At 71.3% G+C, this 26,350-nt stretch carries 28 protein-coding genes and 1 pseudogene; 15 read left to right on the top strand and 14 right to left on the bottom strand.

The features are described from left to right. The first annotated feature begins 111 nt into the window (after positions 1 to 111). Entirely contained in the window at positions 112 to 1,854 is a 1,743-nt protein-coding gene (lysS, locus tag ACWBNA_RS35850; protein ID WP_482708688.1) for a lysine--tRNA ligase, read from the top strand. A gap of 231 nt (positions 1,855 to 2,085) precedes the next feature. Here lysS and ACWBNA_RS35845 read toward each other — a convergent pair whose 3' ends face one another. Further along, positions 2,086 to 3,387, bottom strand: a complete 1,302-nt coding sequence (locus tag ACWBNA_RS35845; protein WP_482708687.1) for a DUF2637 domain-containing protein — start codon at positions 3,385 to 3,387, stop codon at positions 2,086 to 2,088. 111 nt (positions 3,388 to 3,498) lie between these two features. Here ACWBNA_RS35845 and argG point away from each other — a divergent pair, with 111 nt between their 5' ends. Next, complete coding sequence (argG, locus tag ACWBNA_RS35840) at positions 3,499 to 4,920, top strand: argininosuccinate synthase (protein WP_482708686.1); 1,422 nt, start codon at positions 3,499 to 3,501, stop codon at positions 4,918 to 4,920. Between the two features lie 80 nt (positions 4,921 to 5,000). On the opposite strand, the gene ACWBNA_RS35835 is transcribed toward argG, so the two are convergent. Both ACWBNA_RS35835 and ACWBNA_RS35830 read right to left on the bottom strand, forming a co-directional pair. Then, positions 5,001 to 5,915 (bottom strand): DUF3558 domain-containing protein, encoded by a 915-nt coding sequence (locus ACWBNA_RS35835; protein ID WP_482708685.1) that lies wholly within the window; start codon positions 5,913 to 5,915, stop codon positions 5,001 to 5,003. Positions 5,916 to 6,033: 118 nt separating this feature from the next. Further along, positions 6,034 to 6,870 (bottom strand): DUF3558 domain-containing protein, encoded by an 837-nt coding sequence (locus tag ACWBNA_RS35830; RefSeq protein ID WP_482708684.1) that lies wholly within the window; start codon positions 6,868 to 6,870, stop codon positions 6,034 to 6,036. A 203-nt stretch (positions 6,871 to 7,073) separates the two neighbouring features. Between ACWBNA_RS35830 and ACWBNA_RS35825 the strand changes: the two genes are divergently transcribed. Then, positions 7,074 to 8,267, top strand: a complete 1,194-nt coding sequence (locus ACWBNA_RS35825) for an RtcB family protein (protein WP_482708683.1) — start codon at positions 7,074 to 7,076, stop codon at positions 8,265 to 8,267. Between the two features lie 43 nt (positions 8,268 to 8,310). Here ACWBNA_RS35825 and ACWBNA_RS35820 read toward each other — a convergent pair whose 3' ends face one another. Genes ACWBNA_RS35820 through ACWBNA_RS35810 form a run of 3 tightly spaced genes read right to left on the bottom strand, consistent with a single transcriptional unit; the run spans position 8,311 to position 10,501 of the window. Then, on the bottom strand, positions 8,311 to 9,567 hold the full coding sequence (locus ACWBNA_RS35820; protein WP_482708682.1) for a GNAT family N-acetyltransferase: 1,257 nt from the start codon (positions 9,565 to 9,567) through the stop codon (positions 8,311 to 8,313). A gap of 38 nt (positions 9,568 to 9,605) precedes the next feature. Next, positions 9,606 to 9,821: a hypothetical protein gene (locus tag ACWBNA_RS35815; protein ID WP_482708717.1), complete on the bottom strand. Its 216-nt coding sequence runs from the start codon at positions 9,819 to 9,821 to the stop codon at positions 9,606 to 9,608. Continuing rightward, the gene (locus ACWBNA_RS35810; protein ID WP_482708681.1) at positions 9,725 to 10,501 is read right to left on the bottom strand and encodes an SDR family NAD(P)-dependent oxidoreductase; all 777 of its coding nucleotides are present in this window, start codon (positions 10,499 to 10,501) and stop codon (positions 9,725 to 9,727) included. The genes ACWBNA_RS35815 and ACWBNA_RS35810 overlap by 97 nt, the downstream gene beginning before the upstream one ends. Before the next feature lie 154 nt (positions 10,502 to 10,655). Here ACWBNA_RS35810 and ACWBNA_RS35805 point away from each other — a divergent pair, with 154 nt between their 5' ends. Next, positions 10,656 to 11,090: an ester cyclase gene (locus ACWBNA_RS35805; RefSeq protein ID WP_482708680.1), complete on the top strand. Its 435-nt coding sequence runs from the start codon at positions 10,656 to 10,658 to the stop codon at positions 11,088 to 11,090. A 12-nt stretch (positions 11,091 to 11,102) separates the two neighbouring features. Here the strand turns inward: ACWBNA_RS35805 and ACWBNA_RS35800 are convergent, their stop codons facing one another. Then, on the bottom strand, positions 11,103 to 11,438 hold the full coding sequence (locus ACWBNA_RS35800) for a YnfA family protein (protein WP_482708679.1): 336 nt from the start codon (positions 11,436 to 11,438) through the stop codon (positions 11,103 to 11,105). A gap of 124 nt (positions 11,439 to 11,562) precedes the next feature. On the opposite strand from ACWBNA_RS35800, the gene ACWBNA_RS35795 reads away from it, so the two are divergent. Further along, positions 11,563 to 12,039 carry a hypothetical protein gene (locus ACWBNA_RS35795; protein ID WP_482708678.1) on the top strand — a complete coding sequence of 159 codons (477 nt, stop codon included), beginning with the start codon at positions 11,563 to 11,565 and terminating at the stop codon, positions 12,037 to 12,039. Between the two features lie 112 nt (positions 12,040 to 12,151). Beyond that, positions 12,152 to 12,625 carry a MarR family winged helix-turn-helix transcriptional regulator gene (locus ACWBNA_RS35790; RefSeq protein ID WP_482708716.1) on the top strand — a complete coding sequence of 158 codons (474 nt, stop codon included), beginning with the start codon at positions 12,152 to 12,154 and terminating at the stop codon, positions 12,623 to 12,625. 71 nt (positions 12,626 to 12,696) lie between these two features. Here ACWBNA_RS35790 and ACWBNA_RS35785 read toward each other — a convergent pair whose 3' ends face one another. Continuing rightward, positions 12,697 to 13,107 carry a winged helix-turn-helix transcriptional regulator gene (locus ACWBNA_RS35785; RefSeq protein WP_482708677.1) on the bottom strand — a complete coding sequence of 137 codons (411 nt, stop codon included), beginning with the start codon at positions 13,105 to 13,107 and terminating at the stop codon, positions 12,697 to 12,699. 126 nt (positions 13,108 to 13,233) lie between these two features. On the opposite strand from ACWBNA_RS35785, the gene ACWBNA_RS35780 reads away from it, so the two are divergent. After that, the gene (locus ACWBNA_RS35780; RefSeq protein ID WP_482708676.1) at positions 13,234 to 14,124 is read left to right on the top strand and encodes an NADP-dependent oxidoreductase; all 891 of its coding nucleotides are present in this window, start codon (positions 13,234 to 13,236) and stop codon (positions 14,122 to 14,124) included. Between the two features lie 16 nt (positions 14,125 to 14,140). On the opposite strand, the gene ACWBNA_RS35775 is transcribed toward ACWBNA_RS35780, so the two are convergent. The 3 genes from ACWBNA_RS35775 to ACWBNA_RS35765 form a co-directional block, all read right to left on the bottom strand. Further along, positions 14,141 to 14,488: a DoxX family protein gene (locus tag ACWBNA_RS35775; protein ID WP_482708675.1), complete on the bottom strand. Its 348-nt coding sequence runs from the start codon at positions 14,486 to 14,488 to the stop codon at positions 14,141 to 14,143. Between the two features lie 119 nt (positions 14,489 to 14,607). Then, positions 14,608 to 16,029 carry an MFS transporter gene (locus tag ACWBNA_RS35770; protein WP_482708674.1) on the bottom strand — a complete coding sequence of 474 codons (1,422 nt, stop codon included), beginning with the start codon at positions 16,027 to 16,029 and terminating at the stop codon, positions 14,608 to 14,610. Positions 16,030 to 16,119: 90 nt separating this feature from the next. Further along, the gene (locus ACWBNA_RS35765; RefSeq protein ID WP_482708673.1) at positions 16,120 to 16,923 is read right to left on the bottom strand and encodes a DUF6597 domain-containing transcriptional factor; all 804 of its coding nucleotides are present in this window, start codon (positions 16,921 to 16,923) and stop codon (positions 16,120 to 16,122) included. A gap of 114 nt (positions 16,924 to 17,037) precedes the next feature. Between ACWBNA_RS35765 and ACWBNA_RS35760 the strand changes: the two genes are divergently transcribed. The 7 genes from ACWBNA_RS35760 (at position 17,038) to ACWBNA_RS35730 (ending at position 23,049) form a co-directional block, all read left to right on the top strand. Further along, positions 17,038 to 18,129 carry an LLM class flavin-dependent oxidoreductase gene (locus tag ACWBNA_RS35760; RefSeq protein WP_482708672.1) on the top strand — a complete coding sequence of 364 codons (1,092 nt, stop codon included), beginning with the start codon at positions 17,038 to 17,040 and terminating at the stop codon, positions 18,127 to 18,129. Continuing rightward, a complete protein-coding gene (locus tag ACWBNA_RS35755) occupies positions 18,126 to 18,716 on the top strand; it encodes an FMN reductase (RefSeq protein WP_482708671.1) in 591 nt (196 codons plus the stop codon). Before ACWBNA_RS35760 ends, ACWBNA_RS35755 begins: the two co-directional genes overlap by 4 nt. 129 nt (positions 18,717 to 18,845) lie before the next feature. Next, positions 18,846 to 19,556: a response regulator transcription factor gene (locus ACWBNA_RS35750; protein WP_482708715.1), complete on the top strand. Its 711-nt coding sequence runs from the start codon at positions 18,846 to 18,848 to the stop codon at positions 19,554 to 19,556. A 3-nt stretch (positions 19,557 to 19,559) separates the two neighbouring features. Further along, the gene (locus ACWBNA_RS35745) at positions 19,560 to 20,972 is read left to right on the top strand and encodes a HAMP domain-containing sensor histidine kinase (protein WP_482708670.1); all 1,413 of its coding nucleotides are present in this window, start codon (positions 19,560 to 19,562) and stop codon (positions 20,970 to 20,972) included. A 561-nt stretch (positions 20,973 to 21,533) separates the two neighbouring features. Continuing rightward, positions 21,534 to 22,025: a DUF5994 family protein gene (locus ACWBNA_RS35740; protein ID WP_482708669.1), complete on the top strand. Its 492-nt coding sequence runs from the start codon at positions 21,534 to 21,536 to the stop codon at positions 22,023 to 22,025. 5 nt (positions 22,026 to 22,030) lie between these two features. After that, entirely contained in the window at positions 22,031 to 22,246 is a 216-nt protein-coding gene (locus ACWBNA_RS35735; RefSeq protein WP_482708668.1) for a hypothetical protein, read from the top strand. 146 nt (positions 22,247 to 22,392) lie between these two features. Beyond that, positions 22,393 to 23,049: a hypothetical protein gene (locus ACWBNA_RS35730; RefSeq protein ID WP_482708667.1), complete on the top strand. Its 657-nt coding sequence runs from the start codon at positions 22,393 to 22,395 to the stop codon at positions 23,047 to 23,049. Positions 23,050 to 23,112: 63 nt separating this feature from the next. On the opposite strand, the gene ACWBNA_RS35725 is transcribed toward ACWBNA_RS35730, so the two are convergent. Next, a complete protein-coding gene (locus ACWBNA_RS35725; RefSeq protein WP_482708666.1) occupies positions 23,113 to 23,481 on the bottom strand; it encodes an ArsR/SmtB family transcription factor in 369 nt (122 codons plus the stop codon). Positions 23,482 to 23,509: 28 nt separating this feature from the next. Beyond that, a pseudogene (locus ACWBNA_RS35720) lies at positions 23,510 to 24,447 on the bottom strand (Lrp/AsnC family transcriptional regulator); the annotation flags it as partial. On the opposite strand from ACWBNA_RS35720, the gene ACWBNA_RS35715 reads away from it, so the two are divergent. After that, positions 24,446 to 25,435 (top strand): M20/M25/M40 family metallo-hydrolase, encoded by a 990-nt coding sequence (locus ACWBNA_RS35715; protein ID WP_482708665.1) that lies wholly within the window; start codon positions 24,446 to 24,448, stop codon positions 25,433 to 25,435. The pseudogene ACWBNA_RS35720 and the gene ACWBNA_RS35715 sit on opposite strands and share 2 nt — an antisense overlap. An 83-nt stretch (positions 25,436 to 25,518) precedes the next feature. Here ACWBNA_RS35715 and ACWBNA_RS35710 read toward each other — a convergent pair whose 3' ends face one another. Continuing rightward, a complete protein-coding gene (locus tag ACWBNA_RS35710; protein WP_003974483.1) occupies positions 25,519 to 25,956 on the bottom strand; it encodes a hypothetical protein in 438 nt (145 codons plus the stop codon). Positions 25,957 to 26,350 lie beyond the last annotated feature (394 nt).

The following is a 26,350-nucleotide window of genomic DNA, read 5'->3' as shown; positions in this document are numbered from 1 at the left end:
GTGCGTAAAGCGGTTTTCCTGGGCGCGAGGTGGTCTGGGAGAATGGGGCGTCAGCCGTGCGACCGTACCGGCCGCTCGTGTGGAAACTTCAGGAACCTTCAAAAAGAGGACGTGCCGATCGTGGCTCAGAGCACCGAGACCACCGACTGGGTCTCCCGTTTCGCGGATGAGGTCATCGAGGAGTCGGAGCGTCGGGCCCCGGGCAAACCGGTTGTCGTCGCGTCCGGGCTCTCCCCCTCCGGCCCCATCCACCTGGGGAACCTCCGCGAGGTCATGACCCCGCACCTCGTCGCCGACGAGATCCGGCGGCGGGGCCGTCAGGTGCGCCACCTGATCTCCTGGGACGACTACGACCGGTACCGCAAGGTGCCCGCCGGAGTCCCCGGCGTCGACGAGTCCTGGGCCGAGCACATCGGCAAGCCGCTGACCTCCGTGCCCGCGCCGAAGGGGTCGTCCCACCCGAACTGGGCCGAGCACTTCAAGGCCGCGATGGTCGAGTCGCTCGCCGAGCTGGGCGTCGACTTCGACGGGATCAGCCAGACCGCGCAGTACACCTCCGGCGTCTACCGCGAGCAGATCCTGCACGCGATCAGGCACCGCGGGGACATCGACGCGATCCTCGACCAGTACCGGACCAAGAAGGCCCCCGGCAAGAAGCCGTCGCAGAAGCCCCTCGACGAGGCCGAGCTGGAGGCCGCCGAAGGGTCGGGGGCGGCGGGCGAGGACGACGGCAGCTCCGGGTCGGCCGGGTACTTCCCGTACAAGCCCTACTGTGGCAACTGCGAGAAGGACCTCACCACCGTCACCTCCTACGACGACGACAGCACCGAGCTGACGTACGCCTGCACCGCCTGTGGCTTCTCCGAGACCGTCCGGCTGAACGAGTTCAACCGCGGCAAGCTGGTCTGGAAGGTCGACTGGCCGATGCGCTGGGCCTACGAGGGCGTGATCTTCGAGCCGAGCGGCGTCGACCACTCGTCCCCCGGATCGTCCTTCCAGGTCGGCGGGCAGATCGTCGGGATCTTCGGCGGGAAGCAGCCGATCGGGCCGATGTACGCCTTCGTGGGCATCAGCGGGATGGCGAAGATGTCCTCGTCGAAGGGTGGCGTGCCCACCCCCGGCGACGCTCTGAAGATCATGGAGCCGCAGCTCCTGCGGTGGCTGTACGCCCGGCGCAGGCCCAACCAGTCCTTCAAGATCGCCTTCGACCAGGAGATCCAGCGGCTCTACGACGAGTGGGACAAGCTGGACGCGAAGGTCGCGGACGGGTCCGCCCTGCCGGGTGACGTGGCCGCGCACGCGCGTGCCGTGGGAACCGCGGGCGGTGAGCTGCCGAAGACCGTCCGGCCGCTGCCGTACCGGACGCTGGCCTCCGTCGCCGACATCACCGCCGGGCACGCGGACCAGGCCCTGCGGATCCTGTCCGAGCTCGACCCGTCGAACCCGCTCGGCTCCCTCGACGAGGCCCGGCCGCGGTACGACAAGGCCGAGGCGTGGATCAACACGCAGGTGCCCGCCGACCAGCGGACCATCGTGCGCGACGAACCCGACGCCGAGCTGCTGAAGTCCCTCGACGAGCAGGCGCAGGGGTCGCTGCGGCTGCTGCTGGACGGGCTGGCCTCGCACTGGTCGCTGGACGGGCTGACCCACCTCGTGTACGGCGTGCCCAAGGTGCAGGCCGGGTTCGCGGCGGACGCGACGCCGAAGGAGCTGCCGGCGGAGATCAAGAGCGCCCAGCGGTCCTTCTTCGCCCTGCTGTACCACCTGCTCGTCGGGCGTGACACGGGTCCGCGTCTGCCCACGCTGCTGTTGGCGGTCGGGCAGGAGCGGGTGCGGGCCCTGCTCGGGGAATAGGCCCGGGTGCTACGACGGAGGGGGCGCCCGGTGCTGACACCGGGCGCCCCCTCCGTCGTACCCGGGTGGGTCAGGCGATGTGGTCCTCCTCCAGTTCCGCCGTGTGGCGGTTCTGGAAGCGCATGACCATGCGCTTGGCCTCGGCGTCCGGGACGGGCACGCCGTAGGTCGCCTCCACGTTGTCGCTGAACTGGCTCNCCCGGCCCCCCCCCTCCGTCGTACCCGGGTGGGTCAGGCGATGTGGTCCTCCTCCAGTTCCGCCGTGTGGCGGTTCTGGAAGCGCATGACCATGCGCTTGGCCTCGGCGTCCGGGACGGGCACGCCGTAGGTCGCCTCCACGTTGTCGCTGAACTGGCTCGGGGTCGGGTAGCTGCCGTTTATCGACTGCTTGAAGACCTGGTAGTACGACTCCTCGTCCGGCTCGGTGGCCGGGGTGCCGCCGCCCTCGCCCAGCTCGCGGGTGCGGCCGGGACTCACCGGGATGGGGAAGCTGCCGGTCTCCTCGGGAGAGGGTTCCCGCAGGGGCTCCTGGTACGGGGCCTCCTGGTACTGGGGCTCCAGGTACTGCTCGGCGTGCTGCTGCTCCTCGTACCACTGCTCGTACTGCTCCGGCGGGTCGTAGGCGGGGTCGTAGCCGCCCTGGTAGTCGACCTGCTGCGGAGGCCTGAACCAGGGGCTCTCCTCCTCCGCGGGCGCGTTCGGTGCGTTCGGTGCGTTCGGGGTGGTGTCGAGCTCCAGGCGCTGCTCGACGGGAGGCGCCGCGGCGGCGGCCGGCGGGGCTGCCTCGGCGGCCGGCGCCGTCTCCACCTCCGCCTGACGGGGAGCCGGGGGCAGGAGCGCCGGCTCGATGCCCGCCGCCGCCAGGCCCGCCGGGGCGGTCCGGGCCAGCGGGACGCCGTACTTCGCCAGCCGCAGCGGCATCAGGGACTCCACCGGGGCCTTGCGGCGCCAGGCGCGGCCGAAGCGGGAGCGCAGGCGGGCCTGGTAGACGAGACGTTCCTGCTCGAGCTTGATGACCTGCTCGTAGGAGCGGAGCTCCCACAGCTTCATGCGCCGCCACAGGAGGAACGTGGGAACGGGGGACAGGAGCCAGCGGGTGAGGCGGACCCCCTCCATGTGCTTGTCGGCCGTGATGTCGGCGATGCGGCCGATCGCGTGCCGGGCCGCCTCGACGGAGACCACGAACAGGACCGGGATCACCGCGTGCATGCCCACGCCCAGCGGGTCCGGCCAGGCGGCAGCGCCGTTGAAGGCGATCGTCGCCATCGTCAGCAGCCACGCCGTCTGGCGCAGCAGCGGGAACGGGATCCGGATCCAGGTCAGGAGCAGGTCGAGGGAGAGCAGGACGCAGATGCCTGCGTCGATGCCGATCGGGAACACGTAACTGAAGTTCCCGAAGCCCTTCTGGAGAGCGAGTTCACGGACGGCGGCGTACGAGCCGGCGAAGCCGATTCCGGCGATGACGACCGCACCGGCGACGACCACGCCGATCAGAATCCGGTGCATCCGTGTCAGCTGCAGTGGCGCGGCCACCCGTACTCCCCTCCCGATGCGTGTTGTTGCGCGCAACAGGGTGGCACAGATGTGCTTCGTACGCGTGGCCGGTAGGAATCGGCCGCTCTACTTCGGGTCTAGGATGCATACATGTCGAAGGTACTGAATAAACTTCCAATCGGAGAGCGCATCGGAATCGCGTTCTCCGGCGGTTTGGACACCTCCGTTGCCGTGGCGTGGATGCGTGAGCGTGGCGCCATCCCTTATGCCTATACAGCCGACATCGGGCAGTACGACGAACCGGATCTGGCCGATGTGCCGGAGCGCGGGCGCACCTACGGTGCCGAACAGGCCCGGCTCGTCGACTGCCGTGAGCCCCTCGTCGAGGAAGGCCTGGCCGCCCTCGCGTGCGGCGCCTTCCACATTCGGTCGGCCGGGCAGACGTACTTCAACACGACCCCCCTCGGGCGTGCGGTCACCGGCACCCTGCTGGTGCGCGCGATGCGCGAGGACGACGTCTCCATCTGGGGCGACGGGTCCACCTACAAGGGCAACGACATCGAGCGGTTCTACCGCTACGGCCTCCTCGCCAACCCCAACCTGCGGATCTACAAGCCCTGGCTCGACCAGGCCTTCGTCGCCGAGCTCGGCGGCCGGCACGAGATGTCCGCCTGGCTGACCCAGCGCGAGCTGCCCTACCGGGACTCCGCCGAGAAGGCGTACTCGACCGACGCGAACATCTGGGGCGCCACCCACGAGGCCAAGCGCCTGGAGCACCTCGACACCTCGCTCGAGATCGTCTCCCCGATCATGGGCGTCGCCTTCTGGGACCCCGAGGTCGACATCCCGGCCGAGGACGTCACCGTCGAGTTCGAGAACGGCCGCCCGGTGCGGATCAACGGGCGCACCTTCCCGACCGCCGTCGAACTGGTGCAGGAGGCCAACCTCATCGGCGGCCGGCACGGCCTCGGCATGTCGGACCAGATCGAGAACCGCATCATCGAGGCCAAGAGCCGCGGCATCTACGAGGCCCCCGGCATGGCGCTGCTGCACCTGGCCTACGAGCGGCTGCTCAACGCCATCCACAACGAGGACACCGTCGCCATGTACCACGGCGAGGGGCGTCGGCTCGGGCGGCTGCTCTACGAGGGCCGCTGGTTCGACCCGCAGGCGCTCATGCTCCGCGAGAGCCTGCAGCGCTGGGTCGGCAACCCCGTCACCGGCAGCGTCACGGTCCGGCTGCGCCGCGGCCAGGACTACTCGCTCCTCGACACCCAGGGCCCCTACCTCAGCTACCACCCCGAGAAGCTGTCGATGGAGCGAAGCCACGACCCGGCGTTCGCCCCGGACGACCGCATCGGCCAGCTGACCATGCGCAACCTCGACATCGCCGACTCGCGCAGCAAGCTCGAGCAGTACGCCGCACAGGGCCAGCTCGCGGCCTGGGGCGGGCTCATCGGCGAGCTGCCCCCGGGCGGCGCGGACGCCATCGCGGCGGGCAGCTACGAAGGCGCCGCGCCGGTGGACTCCGACGCGCTCGACCAGGCGGCGATCGAGTCGGGTACGGACTGACCCCGGTCCGTGCCCGACCCGGGCGCGGCACACCGGCTACGGCGACGCCCGGAGCGGGGGCGCCGAGCCGGTGAGGTCCGTCAGCTCTTCTTCGCGGCCGACGCCGACGCGGAGGCGGACTTCGACGCGGACGGCGACGCCGACTTCGACGGGGACTTGGACGCCGACTTCGACGGCGAAGGGTTCGTCGAGGCCGAGTCCCCCGAGCCCGACCCCTTGCCGGATCCCTCGCCGTTCGCCGACGACACCGCCGCCACCGCCTCCTTGGCGGCCTTCTCGGCGAGCTTCGTCAGGGTGGCCGCGCTCGGGGACTTCTCACCGGCGAGACCCGCGCCGTTGTAGTCGAGGGTGATGACGACGTTCTCGACGCGCGTGACGACCGTCTGCTGCCTGAAGGAGCCCTCCTTCTTCTTCAGGTCGTACGTCACCGTCGTCGCCGCGTCGCCCGTCCCGCTCACCGGCTGCGACTTGACGTTCTTCGCACCGTCCGCCGCCTGGGCGTCCTGGACCTGCTTCTCGTAGTACGTCTGGGCCTGCTCGTCACCCGCGCCGCGCGAGACGTCCGACTCGAAGCGGAGCAGGGAGACGTTCAGCCAGCGGAACTGGGAGCCCTTCACGCCGTTGTTGTCGAGGCTGCTCCAGGAGCAGCTGGCACGCACCTTCGTGTCGTCCGAGGTGCCCTGCTTGCCCGACTTCGGCGCCTTCGGCACCAGTTCGCCCAGAGTCTTCTTCCCGAACACCGCACACGGCTCCGGAAGCGACTTGTACGCCGCCGCCCGCACCGTCGGCGAGGGGCTCGCGGAAGAAGACGCGGCGATGTCCGCGCTCTTGCCGCCGGTGTCGTCGGAGCCGGAGTCCGAGGAGCAGCCGGCGGCGATCAGCATCACGGGGACTGCGGCCGCGCAGACAAGTACGCGGTGGAGGCGCTTGGCCCGCTGGTCTCGCTCGTCACGCTGCTCTGCCTGTGCTGGTCGCTGCATGGTTCCTTCACTCATGACGCTGGTGGTTCCTGCCGTCGGATCTGGTCCGAGGGGCCACGGTACGCGGTGAGGGAGTTGTGCGGTCTCGCTTCGGCCGCTTTGTGCGCGGGCGTGAGAGGGCTGTGAAGGGCCGCTAGCCGACCAGTGAGTCGGCCAGCTGAACGGCCAGATTCCTGGCCTTGTCCTGCATTTCCTTGCTGTCCGGGGCCACGCCGATCGTCGCCGGCTGCTCCACGTACTCGATCGTCACGATCACGTTCGACGTGCGGAACGCCACAGTCACCGTGCGCTGCTGGGCCGTTGAACCGGAACTGCTCAACACGTCGTCCAGGAACGCCTCGTCGCCCAGATCGTCGAGCAGACGCGGCTGGAGGTCGGTCGGGGTGGCGGAGACCGTGGAGGAGGGCGAGCCCGAGGAGGAGGGGGTCGACGAGGGCGACGAGGGCGAGGGGGACGCCGAGGCGGCGCCGGTCGGCGGGGTGGTGCCCGTGTCGACGTCGGACGTGGCGCTGGTGCTCGCCGCCGGGAGGTCGGCCGCCTCCTCCGTCGTCGCGAAGAGCCGCTGGGCCTGGGTGTCGTCGCTCACCGAGGTGTCGTAGGAGACCACGCGCTCGAAGTCGACGAGCAGGTGGTCGGTGGCGTCGGCGGACTCCACCTTCCAACGGCAGCCGACCTTGCGGTCGGTGTCGTAGGTGGGCGTGGCCTCGCCCGCGTACGCGCTCTCGCGCTGCTCCTCGTCGGTGAGCTGTTTGATGCCGGGCAGGAGCGAGTCGAGGGTGCCCTGACTGACCGCGCCGCAGGGTTCCGGGAGCACGCGGTACTTGCCGGGCTCGGCCACGGCGGATGCCGTGCCGGCGTCGCCGGGGTTCGCGTCGTCGGTCGTACCGGTGTCTCCCGAGCTGCCGGTGCAGCCGGCCAGCAGGGCCGCGAGGAGCGCGGCGACGCCGGGTATGTACGCCTTCCGCTGCACGGTCAGGTTCCTCTCGACGGGGCTCGGTGCCGGGATGATCAGTGTCCCCGCTGGTTAATCGCTTGCCGCACGGGGGCGTGCCCGGCAGACAATGTGTATCGCACGCATGGCCGTGGACGCCGGTCCGTTGTCCTTTACGTCGACCTAGGCGCCGCTTTTGCGTTGTGGGACTTCTGTTGTGATTTCGGGGGAACGAGGGCGATATGTCGTACGTGGAGATGCCGGGTGCGAAGGTGCCCATCCGCATGTGGGCCGACCCGGCGACGGTCGAGGAAGGCGCGCTGCAGCAGTTGCGGAACGTGGCGACGCTGCCGTGGATCAAGGGCCTGGCCGTCATGCCCGACGTGCATTACGGCAAGGGTGCGACGGTCGGGTCGGTCATCGCGATGCGGGGGGCGGTGTGTCCCGCGGCGGTGGGCGTGGACATCGGGTGCGGGATGTCCGCCGTCAAGACGTCCCTCACGGAGAACGATCTGCCGGGGGATCTGTCGCGGCTGCGGTCGAAGATCGAGCAGGCGATTCCGGTGGGGCGGGGGATGCATGACAGTCCCGTCGATCCGGGGCGGATGTACGGATTCGCGACCGGTGGGTGGGACGACTTCTGGGGGCGGTTTGACGGAGTGGCTGAAGCGGTCAAATTCCGTCACGAGCGTGCTGGAAAGCAAATGGGAACGCTCGGATCCGGAAACCACTTTGTTGAGGTATGCACTGACACGATCGGTTCTGTCTGGCTCATGCTCCACTCCGGCTCCCGGAACATCGGCAAGGAACTGGCCGAGCATCACATCGGCATCGCCCGGAAGCTCCCGCACAACCAGGGCCTGGTCGACCGCGACCTCGCCGTGTTCATCGCGGACACCCCGCAGATGGCGGCGTACCGCAACGACCTGTTCTGGGCGCAGGAGTACGCCAAGTACAACCGCACGATCATGATGGGGCTCCTGAAGGACGTGATCCGCAAGGAGTTCAAGAAGGCCAAGCCCACCTTCGAGCCCGAGATCAGCGCACACCACAACTACGTCGCCGAGGAGCGCTACGACGGGATGGACCTGCTCGTCACCCGCAAGGGCGCGATCCGCGCGGGTTCCGGCGAGTACGGGATCATCCCCGGCTCCATGGGTACGGGTTCGTACATCGTGAAGGGCCTCGGGAACGAGAAGGCCTTCAACTCGGCCTCGCACGGCGCCGGTCGGCGCATGAGCCGGACCGCGGCGAAGCGTCGCTTCTCGACGAAGGACCTGGAGGAGCAGACGCGGGGCGTGGAGTGCCGCAAGGACTCCGGCGTCGTGGACGAGATCCCGGGCGCCTACAAGCCGATCGAGCAGGTCATCGATCAGCAGCGGGACCTCGTGGAGGTCGTGGCGAAGCTGAAGCAGGTCGTGTGTGTGAAGGGTTGACGGTCAGGCGCGAGGGCCCGAGGAGACTCGGGCCCTCGTCGCGTCACCGCAGCCGCTTCTCCAGCAGCGTGACCGCGTACGGGCTGCCCGATCCGTCCTTCTTGGCGCGCTGTTCGCCCACGACCGTGTAGCCGGCCGACTCGTAGTACGCGCGGAGGTGGGGGTTGGAGGCGAGGCAGTCGAGGCGGGCGTAGGGGTGGCCGGTTGCCGTGATGCGGGATTCCGCCTCTGCCAGCATGCGGCGGCCCGTCCCGGGCGGGGACGTGTGCGGGGTGGTCATCAGGCGGTGGATGTAGCCGGCGTCGGGTGGGCGGGGGCCCCAGGCGGCCGGGTCGGTCCACCAGAGTTCCCAGGCGCCGATCGGGGTCTGGTTCGCGTACGTGAGCCAGACCTCGCCCTCGTGCATGCGGGTGCGGAAGTGGGTCTCGTCCTTCTCGCCCGGCTGCCATTGGGAGATGCCGCGGGCGAGTTGCCATAGGGCCGAGGTGTCGCGCAGGCGGACCAGGAGCTTCGCGTCGTCCGGGGTGGCCTTGCGGTAGGTCAGGGGCGGGTGGGTGGTGGGGGGCGGTTCGAGGAGGGCCGTGCGGAGGGTGTCCGAGAGGGCCTGCGCGTCCATGCCCAGGGCCTGGGTGACGTACGCCTCGATCGAGCCGTAGCGGGACTTCATCGACGCCAGGAACAGGCGCATCACCGCCTCGGGAGCCCGGCCGAAGCCCGGCCAGGCCGGGGTGCGGCCGTCGTGGCGTGCCTTCCAGTCGGCCAGCAGGGCCGGGGTCGCCAGTTCCGTGAGGCTGAAGTCCTCCGTGATGGTCGTGTCCGGGACGCCCAGGAGAGCCAGGACCAGGGCCGCCAGCTGGCCCGTGCGGTCCTTGCCCGAGGCGCAGTGGAAGACCAGGGGGGCATCCGCCTCGGCTATCAGCTCCAGCGCCTTGCGGATCTCCTTCGTGCCGTCCTCCGCCACCTCCAGGTAGCGCTGCACCAGGTACGGGCCGGGGTCCACGTCCGGGGTCTGGACCGCCTGGTCGTAGGGGCGGTGCTCGATGCTGAGGTTGTGGTACGTGAAGGAGGGGTGCGGCGGGACTCGGCCCGCGGCGTCGGCCTCCCAGGGGTGGCGCAGGTCGATGACCGTGCGGATCCCGAGGGACAGGAAGCGGTCCCAGTGGGGGGTGCCGGGGGTCAGCTTGCCGAGGGAGTCGGCGCGGTAGAGGCGGCCCGGACGGACGCGGAGTCCGTCCGGGGCCGGGTAGCCGCCCAGGTCGCGGAAGTTGTGCAGCCGGGAGAACGGTAGGTGTCTGTCCACGGACCGGGACCCTACGTCTCCGTCGTGCCGGGTACCTCTTATTTCGGCGCGTGCGTCATCGCGTAGATCATCACGAAGGCGACGATGTGGATGCCGAAGAGGAAGTAGGCGAGCCACCACCACATCTGGCGTTCGTTGTGGTGCTCCTTGTCCGCCATCACGACTCCCGGTGGACCTTGGTGTTCGACGCCTGGGCGCGGGGGCGGACGACCAGGAGGTCGATGTTGACGTGGCTGGGGCGGGTGACCGTCCAGGCGATGGTGTCGGCCACGTCGTCGGCGGTGAGGGGCTCGGCCACGCCTTGGTAGACCTTCTCCGCCTTCTCCTTGTCGCCGGCGAAGCGGGTCAGGGCGAACTCGTCCGTCTTGACCATGCCGGGGGCGATCTCGATGACGCGGATCGGGCGGCCGACGATCTCCAGGCGGAGGGTCTCGGCGAGGACGTGGGCGCCGTGCTTGGCGGCGACGTAGCCCGCGCCGCCCTCGTACGTGCCGTGGCCGGCGGTCGAGGAGACGACGACGACGGTGCCGTCACCGCTCGCGTCGAGCTTGGGGAGCAGGGCCTGGGTGAGGTTGAGGGTGCCGATGACGTTCGTCTCGTACATCGAGCGCCAGTCGGCCGGGTCGCCGGTGGCCACGGGGTCGGCGCCGAGGGCCCCGCCCGCGTTGTTGACCAGGACGCCGATCGCGGGGAACGCGGTGGCGAACTCGTCCACCGCGGCGCGGTCGGTGACGTCGAGGGCGTACGCGGTCGCCTGGTGGCCGGCCGCGTTGATCTCCTCCGCGAGCGCCTCGATGCGGTCCTTGCGGCGGGCGGTCAACACGACGCGGTAGCCGGCTTCGGCGAGCCGGCGTGCCGTGGCGGCGCCGATTCCGCTGCTCGCACCGGTGACGACGGCGATGCGGGAGGCGGCGGACGGTGCGGCGGTGGCCATGGGCTGCTCCTCGGACGTGGTCAGAAACCTGTTCGGTCAGGATAGGCAGGCCCGGCGCTCGGGTGGTTCGGCATCTCGTTCTCCGGTCTGCCCGGGCGGGGGTGCGGTGGGAGAATGAGATGGGTGATCCTCTGACTGCACCGGAGGTGGATCAATGGGACAGGCACGTGAGGTCATGGACCGGCTCACGGACGCGCTGACCGCGCACCAGGACATCAAGGTCATAGGTGAGCTGTATGCCGACGACGCGGTCGCCTTCACCCCCGACGAGGGGGAGATCCGCGGGCGCGACCAGATCGTCGAGTACTGGCGGCAGATGACGGAGGCGGTCCCCGAGGCCACCTACGAGACGCTGCACTCGTACGAGGTCGGCGACACGGCCATCGACGAGGGCTTCTTCAGCGGGAGGAACACCGGGCCGCTGCAGCTGCCCAACGGGGAGACGCTTCCTCCGACCCAGAAGGAGATCAGGATCCGCGGGGTGGACATCGCCACCGTGGCGGACGGCCGGATCGTCGACTACCGGCTCTACTTCGACGAGATGGACTTCCTGGGGCAGCTCGGTCTGCTGCCCGACGAGCCGTCCTGACGGTTCGTCCGGTCAGTTGCCCCGCGGTGCGTACATGATCACCGCCATGCCCGCGAGGCAGATCAGCGCGCCCGTGACGTCCCAGCGGTCCGGGCGGTAGCCGTCCGCGGCCATGCCCCAGGCCAGGGAACCGGCGACGAAGACACCGCCGTACGCGGCGAGGATGCGGCCGAACTCGGCGTCCGGCTGGAGCGTGGCGACGAAGCCGTAGGCGCCGAGGGCCAGGACACCCGCGCCGATCCACAGCCACCCGCGGTGTTCGCGCACGCCCTGCCAGACCAGCCAGGCGCCGCCGATCTCGAAGAGCGCGGCGATGACGAAGAGGGCGGCGGAGCGCAGGACGAGCATGCGGGCCAGCCTGCCACGCGCGTGTGGGCGGCCGGGTGTCACCTGTTGGGCCGCGCCTGTGGGGCGCCGCACGTGGGATACATCCCGTACGACCACGGCTGACTGCCTATCGAGGAGTGGTGGCATGCGGGAGCGGGTTCTGCGGGGTCTTGCGGTGTGGGGTGCCGTCGTGGTGGCGGTGGGCGGGGTGGCTCCGGCCGCGTCGGCGACGGAGGAGCCCGAGGCCGATCTCGCCTATCACGGGTCCGCGACCATGGCCTCCGGCCTGGTCGACGTGCGGTTCACGCCGCGCAATCACGGGCCGTCCGCGGTGCCGGACGTGACGGTGCGGCTGCGCTGGTCCCAGCCGCTGGCGTTGCGGCAGATGCTGCCGGACGGGTGTGCGCGGTCGGGGCCGCGGGTGGTGCTGTGCCGGCTGGGGGCGCTGGCCGCCGACGGGCTGGGGGAGCGGGTCGAGCTGGGGGTCTGGCTGCGGGGGGCGCCGTCGGAGGTGCTGCTGGAGATCGACACCGTGTGGAGCGCCGGGACGGTGGACCGCAACCGGGACAACGACCGGCGGCGGGTGCTGGTCCTGGACACGGGGGACGAGTACCACTTCTGAACAGCACCCGTGCCACCGACATCAGGCGCCGGCACCGCACCCGTCCCGGCGGTTGCGTCGTACGATCTCTGCGCGACGCAGAGGAGAGGTGGACGGGATGGCCGGCGAGGCGATGACGGGTACGGCACGTGAGCGGCTGATGGCGGAGCTGTCCACGGTCTCCCGCCGGTACATGGCGTCGTACGCCCTGTTCAACCAGGCGGTCGCCGACCATCTCGGACTGCACCCCACCGACCTGCAGTGTCTGAACCTGCTCACGCTGGAGGGCGGGCCGGTCACGACCGGCCGCGTCGCCGAGCTGACCGGGCTGACGACCGGGTCGGCGACGCGGCTGGTGGACCGGCTGGAGCGGGCGGGGTACGTCGTACGGGAGCGGGACGCGGCCGACCGGCGGCGGGTGCTGGTGGTGACCGTGCCGGAGCGGATCGCCGAGTTCGGGCGGATGTGGGAGCGGCTGGGCGGCGGCTGGTCGTCGCTCTTCGACGACCTCGACGACTCCGAACTCGGCCTGCTCGTCGACCACATGCGGCGTACGACGGACTTCAGCGCGGCTCAGGTGGCGCGGCTGCGGGCGGGCGAGGTCTGATGCGGGCGGGCGAGGTCTGAACGGCACCGGCCCGGGCCCGGAATCCGACGGCTGAGGGACGGGCGGGCCCGCTAGGAAGCCGCCGCGTCCTCGGCGTCGTACTGCTCCCGTGCCTCCCGGACCTCCTCGATGTGGGTCTCGGCCCAGTCCTTCACCGCGAGGAGCAGCAGGCTCAGACTGCGGCCCAGGTCGGTGAGTTCGTAGTCGACGCGGACGGGGACGGACGGGGTGACCGTGCGGGTGAGGATGCCGTCGCGTTCCAGTGAACGCAGCGTCTGCGTGAGCATCTTGGGGCTGACGCCGGCGAGTTTGCGGCCGAGGTCGCTGTAGCGGAGCGGGCCGGGGGAGAGGGCGGAGACGACGAGGCTGACCCACTTGTCGCTGAGCCGGTCCAGGAGCTGGTTGGTGGGGCAGCCCTTGATGAACGCGTCGTACTCGGCGCGGGCCTGTTCCCGCCGCTGGGCCGCTGTCATGGTCGCCATGGCTCACCTCCGGGGTACGTACGCACTCTTGGGTAACTACTTCCTGATGGATAGTAACTCTTCCTAGGGTTGTCGACAGCTGAGGAGATTCCGAGGCAATCGGTGACGTACAGGGAGTTGACGGACATGCGAGCTGTGGTGGTGACCGCTTTCGGCGGGCCCGAGGCCGTGCGGGTCGTGGAGACCGGGTTGCCCGAGCCGGCGGCGCGGCAGGTGCGGATCAAGGTCGCGGCGGCCGCGCTGAACCCGGTGGACGCCGGGGTGCGGGCGGGGGTCTTCGGCGGCGCGGGCAAGCAGCTCGGGCTCGGCTGGGACGTGGCCGGGACGGTGGACGCGACAGGCGTGGCCGCCGCCTGGAATGTCGGCGACGAGGTGGTGGCGCTCGCCTACGGCGTGGTCAAGCCGCTGGGCACGCACGCCGAGTACGTCGTCGTGGACACGGACGCGGTGGCGCTCGCCCCGGGGTCGGTCGACGCGGTGGCGGCGGCGACCCTGCCGCTGAACGCGCTGACGGCCGTACAGGCCCTGGATCTGCTGGAGTTGACGCCCGGGCAGTCGCTGCTGGTGACGGGGGCCGCGGGCGCGGTCGGCGGGTTCGCCGTCCAACTGGCCGCGCACCGGGGGGTGTCCGTCACCGCGCTGGCCCGTGCGGAGGACGAGGAGCTCGTACGGTCGCTGGGGGCCTCGTCCTTCACCACCGGTGCCGTCGGGCCGGGCTGCGTCGACGCCGTGCTGGACGCGGCGGTTCTCGGGGAGCGGGCCCTGGAGTGGGTGCGGGACGGCGGCGCCTTCGCCGGTGTCATCCCGCAGGCGGCTCCGGACGCGGTGCGCGGCGTGCGGGTCGGCGCGGTGGAGGTGAGCGCGGACGGGGCCCGGCTCGCGGAGCTGGCCGCGCTGGTGGATCAGGGGGTGCTGACCCTCCGGGTGGCCGAGACGTACGCCCTGGACGAGGCCCCCAAGGCGCACGCCCGGCTCGCGGAGGGCGGGGTGCGGGGGCGGCTGGTGCTCGTTCCCTGAGGGGCGGCCGGCCGGGTCAGGCCAGGGCGCCCAGTGTCATCGCGGCGACCACCGGGGCGGCGTACACCAGCGGGAACGGGAGGTGCGCGTACCAGCGCGCCCGTGCCACGGTGACGGCCGCCCCGGCGAAGTACAGCACCAGGCCGATCCCGGCCGCGATCCCGATGACCGGCACGAACAGGCCGATCAGCAGACCCATGGCCCCGGCGGCCTTCGCCGCCCCGAGCCAGGGCCACCACGAGCTCGGCACCCGGTAGTCGGTCAGCGCCTTGGTGATCCACTCGGCCCGGGTGAGGACGACGACCCCGGAGTACCCCGCCATCGCGGCGGCCAGCAGGGTGACGACGGTGTGGGCGACGGACATGGGGTGCTCCTCATCGGTTGGGCTGTGGTGCGTTCACCGGGTTGACGGGGAGCGGGGCGAAAGTGTGACGGGGCGGCCGGATTTTCTTCGGCGGCCGCACCCGAGGGCCGGGGCCGGCCTCAGTGGTGGTGCTCCGCCGGTGCCTTGCGGGGCAGCAGGCGGACGAGGGGCACGCACAGGAGCGTGGCCGCGGCGACCACGACGACGCTCACGCTCATCGCGTGGGCCTCGCCGCCGTCGGCCGTGTGGAAGTACACGGTGGTCACGGCCGCCGCCCCGATCGCGTTCGCGACCTGCTGCACCGCGCTCAGCGAACCGCTCGCGCTGCCCGCCTCCTCGGGCTCGACGTCGCCGATCGTGACGTCGTAGACCGTGCCGAAGCAGGTGCCCATGCCCAGGCCGATGAGGAGCACGGGCGGGACGAGCGCCCAACCGCCGGTGCCGGTACCTGAGGTGCCGACCAGGAGGGCCAGGTAGCCGCAGCCCGCGAGGACGATCAGCAGTCCGGCGACGATGAGCCGGCGGCCGTGGGTGTGGATGAGGCGGTAGCAGGCGATGGACGCGATGACGATACCGACGGACAGGGGGATCAGGCCGAGTGCGGTGCCGGCGGGGGAGCGGCCGAGGCCGCGCTGGAGGAAGAGCGAGATGACGTAGAGGAGGCCGGCCGTCGAGGCGAAGGCGACGACGCCGAGGACCAGGCCCGAGGTGAAGCCGCGGTTACGCAGCAGCGAGGGCTGGATGAGGGGATGGGCGGCGGTGCGCTGGCGGTGGCAGAACCCGGCGAACAGGGCGAGGCCGAGGAGCACCAGAGCGCACGCGCGGGACGTCCAGCCGTGGTCCGAGCCGTCGATGAGGCCGCCGAGCAGGCCGAGCAGCGCGCCGGCGAGCAACGCCGCCCCGGGGACGTCGACCTGCACGGACGGGTCACCGGTGTCACGCGGCAGCAGGCGTACGGCGGCGAGCAGGGCGGCGCCGCCCAGGACCAGGTTGATCAGGAACATGGGGCGCCAGCCGAGACCCGCGATGTCGGCGTCCACGAGGAACCCGGCGAGGATCGGGCCGCCGACGGCGGACAGGCCCATCACGGGTCCGAACAGGCTGAACGCCTTGCCGATCTGGTCGCGCGGCCAGGTGGCGCCGAGGATGCCGAAGCCCTGCGGGATGACGAGCGCGGCGAAGGCGCCCTGGACGAGGCGGGCGACGACCAGCACGAGCGGGGTCGGGGCGAGTCCGCAGGCCAGGGACGCGGCGACGAAGCCGGTCAGGCCGAACAGGAAGAGCCGGCGGCGCCCGTATTTGTCGCCGAGCCGGCCGCCGGGCACGAGCAGCACGCCGAGTGCGAGCGCGTAGGAGGCGCCGAGCCACTGGATCAGGCTCGCACCGCCGCCGAGATCCCTGGTGATCGTCGGGGCGGCGATGTTGGTGATCGTGGCGTCGAGGAGGTCCAGGACGTCGGCGGCGAGGACCACGGCGAGGATCGCCCAGCGGGTGCGGGCGGACGTTCTCTTTTCGTCTTCGTTATGCAGTATCTGTGTCACGCAGATAAATGTGAGGCCGGAAGTGCCGAGGGGTCAAGCGCTTTTGGTGTCGGCAGGTCAGTGCACGGCTTGCGCGTACGCCGTCGGGGGTCAGTGCACGGCTTGCGCGTACGCCGTCGGAGGCACGCCCACAGTCGCCGCGAAGTCGCGCACCAGGTGGGCCTGGTCGGCGTAACCGAGGTCGGCGGCGAGGGCCGCCCAGTCCACCGCCTTGTCCGTCTCCGCCCGCTCCAGCGCCTCGTGGATGCGATAGCGCAGGATGACCCACTTGGGGCCGACGCCGACGTACGCGGCGAACAGGCGTTGCAGCAGGCGTACGGACATGCCCTCGGCGCGGGCGAAGTCGGCGACGCGGCGGATCGTGCGGTCGGTGTGGATGCGGTCGACCAGGGCCGTGGCGAGGTCGGCCTGGGGGTCGGGTCGCGGGTCCAGGCCGAGGAGGAAGGTGTCGAGGGCCGCGATCCGGGCCTTCTCCTCGTCCGGGGTGAGGATCGCCGCGGGGTCCGCGTCCGGGAGGATTTCGGGGGAGCGGATCCGGCGGCCCGTCCAGTGGGTGACGGGGTACTCGGGTGCGAAGGGGCGGAAGCCGCCCGGCCGGAACTTGACGCCGCACACCCGGCCCCGGCCTTCCAGCTTCTGCGCGAAGAGGCCGGACTGGATGCCCGTGACCTCGACGAAGGGCTCCTGGTCCGCGAAGTGCTGGAAGACGATGTTGACCGCCGGATGCGGGACCACATGGGAGACGTATGGCTCGGAGAGGTCCCAGTCGATCAGCCAGTACTGCTCGACGTACCGGCGCAGCGGCTCGGCGGGCTCGACGCGGCGGAAGTCCACGTGTGTGAAGAGCTCCGCGGCGTCGACGATGCCTCGGGTGTCACGGCGTACGGGGGCCATGAACCGATCGTAGGACGGGGGACCGACAGTCGCCGGGTTGCCGGAATACGGCGGCGGGGGCGACCGTTCTCAGGATATAGTTCAACGGTCAACAACTTTGGAGGTTGAGCGACCATGCAGTTCGGGATCTTCAGCGTCGGCGACGTCACGCCGGACCCGACCACGGGCCGTACGCCGACCGAGCGCGAGCGCATCAAGGCCATGGTCGCCATCGCGCTGAAGGCCGAGGAGGTCGGGCTCGACGTGTTCGCGACCGGCGAGCACCACAACCCGCCGTTCGTGCCGTCGTCCCCGACGACCATGCTCGGGTACGTCGCCGCGCGGACGCAGAAGCTGATCCTCTCCACCGCCACCACCCTCATCACCACCAACGACCCGGTGAAGATCGCCGAGGACTTCGCGATGCTCCAGCACCTCGCGGACGGCCGGGTCGACCTGATGATGGGGCGCGGCAACACCGGCCCGGTGTATCCCTGGTTCGGCCAGGACATCCGCGAGGGCATCAACCTCGCCATCGAGAACTACGCCCTCCTGCACCGGCTGTGGCGCGAGGACGTCGTGAACTGGGACGGGAAGTTCCGCACCCCGCTCCAGGGGTTCACCTCCACACCCCGCCCGCTGGACGGCGTACCGCCCTTCGTCTGGCACGGCTCGATCCGCTCGCCCGAGATCGCCGAGCAGGCCGCCTACTACGGCGACGGGTTCTTCCACAACAACATCTTCTGGCCGGCCGACCACACCAAGCGGATGGTCGAGCTCTACCGGAGCCGGTACGCCCACTACGGGCACGGCACCCCCGAGCAGGCGATCGTCGGCCTGGGCGGCCACGTCTTCATGCGGCGCAACTCGCAGGACGCGGTGCGCGAGTTCCGGCCCTACTTCGACGTCGCCCCGGTCTACGGGCACGGGCCGTCGCTGGAGGACTTCACCGACCAGACCCCGCTGACCGTCGGCTCCCCGCAGCAGGTCATCGAGAAGACCCTGGCCTTCCGCGAGTACGCCGGCGACTACCAGCGCCAGCTGTTCCTGGTCGACCACGCCGGGCTGCCGCTGAAGACCGTGCTCGAACAGCTCGACATGCTCGGCGAGGAGGTCGTGCCGGTGCTGCGCAAGGAGTTCGCCGCCAGGCGTCCGGCCGGGGTGCCCGAGGCGCCCACGCACCAGTCCCTGCTCGCCGCCGCCTCGAAGGAAGTGAACGTCGGATGAAGCTCGTCGTCGTCTCGGCCGGACTGAGTGTCCCGTCCTCCACCCGCCTGCTGGGGGACCGGCTGGCCGCGGCCGTGGGCCGGGACCTGCCGGCCGAGGTCCAGGTCGTCGAGCTGCGCGACCTCGCCGTGGAGATCGCGCACCACCTCACCAACGGGTTCCCCGGGCGGAAACTGGCCGCCGCGATCGACGCGGTGACCGGGGCCGACGGACTGATCGTCGTCACGCCGGTGTTCTCCGCGTCGTACAGCGGGCTGTTCAAGTCGTTCTTCGACGTGATCGACAAGGACGCGCTGACGGGGACGCCGGTGCTGATCGCCGCGACCGGCGGCACCGCCCGCCACTCCCTCGTCCTCGAGCACGCGCTGCGGCCGCTCTTCGCCCACCTGCGGGCTGTCGTCGTCCCGACCGGGGTCTACGCGGCCTCGGAGGACTGGGGCGCGCAGGGTCTGGACGGGCGCATCGAGCGCGCGGCCGGGGAGCTGGCGGCCCTGATGACGGGGCTGTCGGCGGCCAGGCCGGTCAAGGACGACTTCGCGGTCGTGCCGTTCGAGGAGCATCTGGCGGCGCTGCGGACGGCAGGGTGAGAGGACGGTAGGGGCGCGCCCCGGGTTGCGCCCCCACCGGTGAGAGGGCAGTAAGAAGGGCACTCGGTGAGCCGTTCATCACGCCGTACGACTGTGCGGGCTTGGCACACTGAGGACGTGCCCCGAACCGTGCTGCTCGCCGAAGACGACCGCGCCATCCGTCATGCGCTGGAGCGCGCCCTGACCCTGGAGGGGTACCGGGTCACCGCGGTCGCCGATGGTGTCGAGGCGCTCGCCCAGGCCCACAAGAGTCCGCCGGACGTCCTGCTGCTGGACGTGATGATGCCCGGGATCGACGGGCTGCAGGTCTGCCGGGTACTGCGCGCCGAAGGGGACCGGACACCGATCCTGATGCTGACGGCGCTCGTGGAGACCCAGGACCGGATCGCCGGGCTGGACGCGGGCGCCGACGACTACGTGGTGAAGCCCTTCGACGTCGAGGAGGTCTTCGCCCGGCTGCGCGCGCTGCTGCGCCGGACCAGCCCGGTCGGCGCGCTGAGCGGCGCGCCGACGCCGCCGCAGACGGCCGAGGCACCCGAGGGCCGGGTCGAGGCGGCCGGGCTGCGGATGGACGTCCAGGCGCGGCGGGCCTGGCGCGGAGGGCGGGAGCTGGAACTGACCCGCACCGAGTTCGAGCTGCTGGAGCTGCTGGTCCGCAACGCGGGCATCGTCCTGGACCACTCCACCATCTACGACCGGATCTGGGGCTACGACTTCGGACCGGGCTCCAAGAACCTCGCCGTGTACGTCGGCTACCTGCGCCGCAAGCTCGACGAGCCTGGGGCGCCGCTGCTGATCCACACGGTCCGCGGCGTGGGTTACGTGCTGCGGGAGGACTGAGGGATGGGCCGCTTCGGGCGGCTGCTGGTGAGACGGCGGCCCCGGCTCCTGTCGCTGCGGACCACCTTCGCCGTGTCCTTCGCGGCCGTGACCGCCGCCGTCACCCTGCTGGTCGGCGTGCTGTCCTACAGCGCCGCCGCCCGGCTGGTCCGGGTCGACCAGGAGTCCGTCTTCGACCAGGTCGTGCAGGACCTGCGGGACGAGGTGCGCACGCACCGGATGACACCCGACGACTTCTCCTCCTCCGAGCCGGGCCACGACCTCGTCAGGCCCGCCCGCACCGACGTGCAGGTGCTCGGGCCGAACGGCGGCGTCGTCGACCCCGGCCGGCCGGGGCTGCCGGTCGTCGCCGGCGACCGGCGGATCGCCGCCGGGCCGGTGGCCGGGACGATGGTCGAGCACAAGGACGTCGACGTCGGCAACGACGTCTACCGCGTCGCGACCGTCGCGCTCGGCGACGGGCGGGGCGCGGTGCAGGTCGCGCAGGAGTTCAGCGACACCGAGGACCTGCTGCGGGCCCTGCAACAGCGGACGTTGATCCTCATGCTCGCGGTCGTCACCGCGGCCGGGCTGTTCGGCTGGTGGCTGGCCCGCCGCATCACCCGACGGCTGGTGATCCTCACCTCCGCCGCCGAGGACGTCGCCCGCACCCGCCGGCTCGGCATCCAGGTGCCCGTCGCCGGCTACGACGAGGTCGGCCGCCTCGGCCGCGCCTTCGACCGCATGCTCGGGCGGCTCGCCCAGTCCGAGGAGGACCAGCGCCGGCTCGTCCAGGACGCCGGACACGAGCTGCGTACGCCGCTGACCTCCCTGCGCACGAACATCTCGCTGCTGCGCAGGATCGACGAGCTGCCCCCCGGCACCCGGGACGAGCTGGTGGCGGACCTTGGTCAGGAAGCTCGCGAACTCACCGACCTGGTCAACGAGCTGGTCGACCTCGCGGCCGGACAGTCCGACACCGAGCCGCCGCAGCGGGTCGACCTCGCCGACATCGCCGAGGACGTCGCCGGCCTCGCCCGCCGCCGTACCGGGCGGCAGGTCGTCGTCCGCGCGAGCGGTGACACCACGACAGACGGGCGCCCGGGGATGCTCCAGCGTGCGCTGTCCAACCTCGTCGAGAACGCGGCCAAGTTCGACCGCGACGGCACCGCGCCCATCGAGATCAAGGTCAGCGGTCCGGCCCGGCCCGGCACGGTCCGCGTCGAGATCCTCGACCGGGGGCCCGGCATCGCCGACGGCGACCTCGTCCGCGTCTTCGACCGCTTCTACCGCGCCGCCGACGCGCGTTCCCTGCCGGGGTCCGGCCTCGGCCTGTCCATCGTGCGGGAGGTGGCACTCGCACACGGGGGAGCACCCTTCGCCGTGCGGCGGGAGGGGGGCGGCACGGTGATCGGGTTCACGGTGGGCGGGGGTTGAGGAGGGAGACGGGCAATGACGGGCGTCTGGTGCGGGGTGCGGGGTGCGGGGTGCGCGGGAACGGCGGGACGTGCGGACGGCATCGCGGACGGTCGGACCGGGCCGGTGTCCGCGTCGTCGGACACGGGACGGCTGTCGCTCTCGCCCGCCCCTCCCCGGTGCTCCGGACGTGACCGCATCGCCGTGGCGGGTGACGGGGGCGCCCTGATCCTCGTACGGGACGTGTCGCGGGAGGCCGGGCCGACGTGCCGGCCGTTCGCGAGGTGGAGGTCGATCGACGTCCTTGTGCGCGGGTGACCGACGGGTGATGCGGCGAGGGATGGCCGGTGTGCGCGGGGTGGCCTGCGGGCCGGACTTCGGTCGGTCGGCTGGTTCGGTCGGCCTGTTCGGTCGGTCCGGTCGCAGGTCCCTTTCCGGCCCCTTCGCCGGTCCGGTCGGCCGGCCCCAGGAGTAGGCTGGAACGACCGAGGATATTCCGCGCACCGGCCTCCACGCCTGTGTCGTTTTCGGTGATCGAAGACGCCGGGCCGGTCCCGATCGGCCTGGGGCAGGGCCTGCGCCATGGCTGCGACCATCACCCGCTCGTCGACACTCGAAGACCGGCCCTCGGTCCCCTCACTTCGCCTTTCCCTGGCTCCCGCCGGCTCCGCGCCGGCTCTCCTGGACGGTGCCTGGTGGCCCCGCACCCGGGACCTCGCGGCCGAACTTCCCTCCCTGACAGCCGTACTCGACCCGCTGTGGGGCCGGATCACCCGCGTCACCGTCAATCCCACCCACTGGCCGATCGTCCCGCGCAAGGTGCCCGTCGCCGGCCGCCTGGTGAAGGTGGGCTGGTTCCACGGCGAGCAGGACCCGCACGAACTGCTGCTGCTCTCCTACCGCGTGGGCCGCTGGAACCTGTTGGTGATCCCGCCGCAGACGACTCCCGCCGCTGCCGCCCGGCTGATGGCCGCCGCGAGCGACCCACGACGCACGTCGACCGCGAGCCGGTTGATGGCGGAGGAGAACCCGGCGCCGCTTCCGACCCAGCATCAGCCGACAACAGGGAGGTGATGGCCATGGAGGTCATCGTGGCCGTGGTCGTGATCCTGGCGATGACCGCCGTGGGCGTGCTCCTCATCCGACGGCTCAACGCGCAGCACGACGAGCGCATCGCCGCCTTCCACTACGGCTCGCCCCGCCCCGCTCTGCGGGTACCGGTGCCGGCCCGCCCGTGGAAGACACGCCGCGCCCGCAAGGGACAGCGGGAGGCCGACGCGCCCGAGCAGTCGTAGGCCCGACGAGGACGCCCCAGGAGAGGAGCCATGACCCTTCCCCGACCGAAGGTGCGGCGGCACGACCCGAAGGTGCGGCGGCACGACCGAACCGCCCGTCCCGGCCGCGAAACCCGTGCCGCGCTCACCCTGGACGGTGGTGCGCGGTGACGGTCGCGAACACGCCGTCACCCGCGCACGGGGTACGCCTGCGGCGGCTGAACCGCGGGCAGGCCGAGACCCTGCGGGAGGACCTGGCCGACCTGTACGTGGAGGCCTCGCGGGCGCGGGCCGGCAGGGAGTACGAGGGCCGGGAGGGGTTCCTGCGGCGGCTGACCGGTGACATGCGTCGGCCCGGGTTCGCCCTGCTGGTCGGAGAGGACACGGCCTTCGTCGGGTGCGCCTACGGATTCCCCGTACGGCGCGAGGGGGCGTGGTGGCGGGGATTCGTCGGAGCTCTTCCCCGGAGCGTGGAACAACTCACCGCGTCCGGACACGTCTTCGCGATCGCCGAGACCCTCGTCCACCCCCACACGATGGACCGGAACCTCGCCCGCCGACTCCAGGAACGCCTGCTCGCCGACCACCACGCCTCCCTCGGGGCGACGCTGGTCGACCGGGCCGACACCACGGCCTTCGACGCGTTCCTGTCGTGGGGGTGGCAGGACATCGGTCATGTCCGCCGCCCCTCGGACCCTGCGAGCCCGCGCCCGTCGGCCCCGGAGGTACTCCGCGCCCTGGTCCTTCCCCTCCGCCCGCACTCGACCACCGGCCAGGACGGCCACGCCCCCGCCCACGAGAACCGCACCCCACGGCCGGACTGACCGTCCGCGGGGAGAGCGGTGGATCTCCCCGGCCGGGAGCCGTACGGACTTTCCCGGCGTCGCTCAGCCGGCGACCTTCAGCATCTGGGCCATCGCGGCGACCACCGACGGCTCGACCCGGTAGTAGACCCAGGTGCCGCGTCGCTCGGAGGTGAGGAGGCCGGCCTCCTTGAGCTTCTTCAGGTGGTGGGAGACGGTCGGCTGGGAGACGCCGACGTCGGAGATGTCGCACACGCATGCCTCGCCGCCCTCGTGCGAGGCCACGAGCGAGAACAGCCGGAGCCGGACCGGGTCACCGAGCGCCTTGAACATCCGTGCCGTCCGCTCGGCCTCGTCGGCGGTCAGGGGCCGTTCGGTCAGTGGTGGGCAGCACGGTGCGGCGGCCTCCGGGATCCCGGGTTCCAGCAGAGGCAACACCTTCAAGTTCGACATACGTCTATGTTGACATACATCGAACCACTCAGAGCAGTGTCGGCGCGTGGAGCTCCCCGAGGCCACCGGTCAGGTCCCGGTCCAGCCAGTAGCGGCGCGGTTCGGCGAGCATGACGTCGACGCTGACGGTGAGGATGCCGGGGATCCTGGCGAGTTCGTCGTCGATGAAGAGCGCCAGGGCGGAGCGGTCGGTGACCAGGCCGGTGGCGAGGACGGACATGTCGCTGGCCACGTGGGCGACGAGCCGGGTCTGGGGGAGCCGGTCGATGCTCCGCCTGCGGGTCTCGCCGGGCGCGACCCGCAGGCGGAGCATGAAAGGGGTCTGGAAGCCCAGCCATTCCGACACGATCTCCAGGCGCGGCTGGACCCACCGTTCGTCCAGGACGCGGCGTACGACGCGGTGGGCGGTGGAGGTGGCGAGGTCGCAGGCCCGGGCGATGCTCGCGGCGGAGGCCCGGCCGTCCTGGAACAGCTGGGTGACGACCGTGCGCTCGGCCTCGCTGAGGGGTTTGGCGGGGGGGCGTCGCCTTCGCGGTGCCTTCCGGCCGCGCGCCCGCCTGCTTCAGCAGTTCGGCCCGCTCGGCATTGGTCAGGAACTGGGGGTCCCAGGTGATGCCCCGGCGCAGGGTGCTGAGCGCGGGCAGGGCGTTGACGCGACGGACGCCGGGGACGGAGAACATCCGGTCGATCGCCTCGCTGGGCCGCCTCCGAGGGGGCGTGGACGACGGCGTAGAGGGGGTAGTCACCGGAGATCTGTGCCAGGAGCTGCAGGTGGGGCAGTCCGCGGAGCCGGTCGAGGACGGCCAGCGGGGTGCCGCCGGTGATGTCCAGGAATACGTGGACCGGCATCGCCGTGGAGTGCATGCCCCAGTCGGTCTGTCCGATCACGCGGACCATCCGGGCCTCGTGCAGCCGGTCGTAACGGCGCTTCAGCGTGCCGGCGTCGGCGGACAGGATCGCGCCGATGCCCCTCACGCTGACGTACACCGGCACCGGCGCCGGGCACGTCGCGCTCGTCGGCCACTACGACACCGTGTGGCCCACCGGCACGCTCGCCGACTGGGAGCAGCCGTCGACGGACGGCCGGGCGAAGCTCAGCGGACCGGGCATCTTCGACATGAAGACCGGCCTGGCCCAAGGCATCTGGGCACTGAAGCTGGCCAGGGAGAGCGGCGCACCCGTGCCCACCGTCACCTTCCTCTTCGACGGCGACGAGGAGATCGGCTCACTGTCCTCACGCCCGGTGATCGAGGAGGTCGCGCAGAAGGCCGACGTCACGCTGGTCCTGGAGCCGACCGCTCACGGTGCGGTCAAGACCGCCCGCAAGGGCTCCGGGATCTTCCGGGTCACCGCCACCGGCGTCGAGGCGCACGCCGGGCTCGCGCCCCAGGACGGGGCGAGCGCGATCACCGCGCTATACGAGTTCGTGGTCGCCGCCACGGCCGTCGCCGACCCCGGCAAGGGCACCACGGTCAACACCGGGCTCATCAAGGGCGGCTCCGCCACCAACGTCGTCGCCGGGCAGGCCACCGCGAGCGTCGACATCCGGGTCGGCAGCGAGGCCGAACAGGACCGGGTCGACGCCGCACTGGACGCCATCGAGGTCAGCGACCCCCGCGTCCGCATCGACATCGAACACGCCTGGAACCGGCCGCCGGTGACCCTCAACGCCGCCTCCGCCCCTCTCCTCGCCCGCGAGGTCGCCCGCGAGGTCGCCCGCGAGGTCGCCCGCGAGCAGGGCCGAGGCGAACTGCCCGACGCCGCCGTCGGCGGTGCCGGCGACGCCAACTTCGTCGCCGCGCTCGGGTTGCCGGTGCTGTGCGGCATGGGCGCGGTCGGCGACGGCGCCCACGCCCACGCCCAGGGCGAGTTCATCCACCCCGACACGGTTCCCGCCCAGACGGCACTGGTCGCCGGGCTGCTCACACGACTGACGCGGCCGCCGCGCGGCTGAACCAGCGACGACGTCGGCCGGGCCCGTCCGGACATGACGAGGGCGGGGCCGAAAACCCCGCCCGAAGGTTACGAAACCTCAGCTCACGGCCACACCAGGCAGTACGGCTGATGCCCCGCCTCGTGCAACCGGTGCGAGAAGTCCTGCCACTCGTGGAGCAGTTGGTAGACGTTGAACGCGTCCCGGGGCCCGCCCCGGTCCGGCACGGTCGACCAGATGAACGCGGCCGCGCCCACAGCCTCCTCGCCTATGCCGCGGAGGGGGTCGACCACTGTCATCGGGAGCTTCACGACCGCGTAGTCGGGGTGCAGGACGACGAGTTCCAGGGGCGGGACCTTGTGCAGGGGGACGCCCTCGATGCCGGTGAGGACCATCGCGGCCATGGTCTCCGGCTTGATCTTGGTGAACATGCCGTTCATGCCGAGCTCGTCGCCGCCGAGTTCCTCGGGGCGCATCGAGATCGGGACGCGGGCTGCGGTCGCGCCGTCCGGCGCGCCGAAGTACTTGTACGTCACCCCCACCCGACCACCATTCCTGCTCCCCGCCCTCAGCCGGTCGACCCGTCGGTCGGCCCGCTCCGGCTCCTCACCCGATCCACCGGGTACACCTGGTACAACGTGTCCCTGCCGGGCTTCGTTCGATTCCTCCGCGTCGCGCCGGTGCTTTCCCCGCCGGGCACGTCGAGGACCCAGGCCGTCAGTCCCCTCGCCCAGTCCGCCACCGCGATGCATATCTCCACCCGACTGCTTTTCTAGGACGCGTGGCCCCGGCCGCGCAACCCGATCATCGTGTCAGTGACCTCCCCCACGGCCGCCCGCCGAAACGTGCGTTGAAACACCTGACCGCAGGATCTTCGCAGCCCCTGAACAGGGCTCACCACAACTTCGTCCCTGTGAGCTGTGTGTATCAGGCCCC

Source organism: Streptomyces sp. Q2 (assembly GCF_056820935.1).
This window is presented reverse-complemented; position numbering and strand designations above follow the sequence as displayed.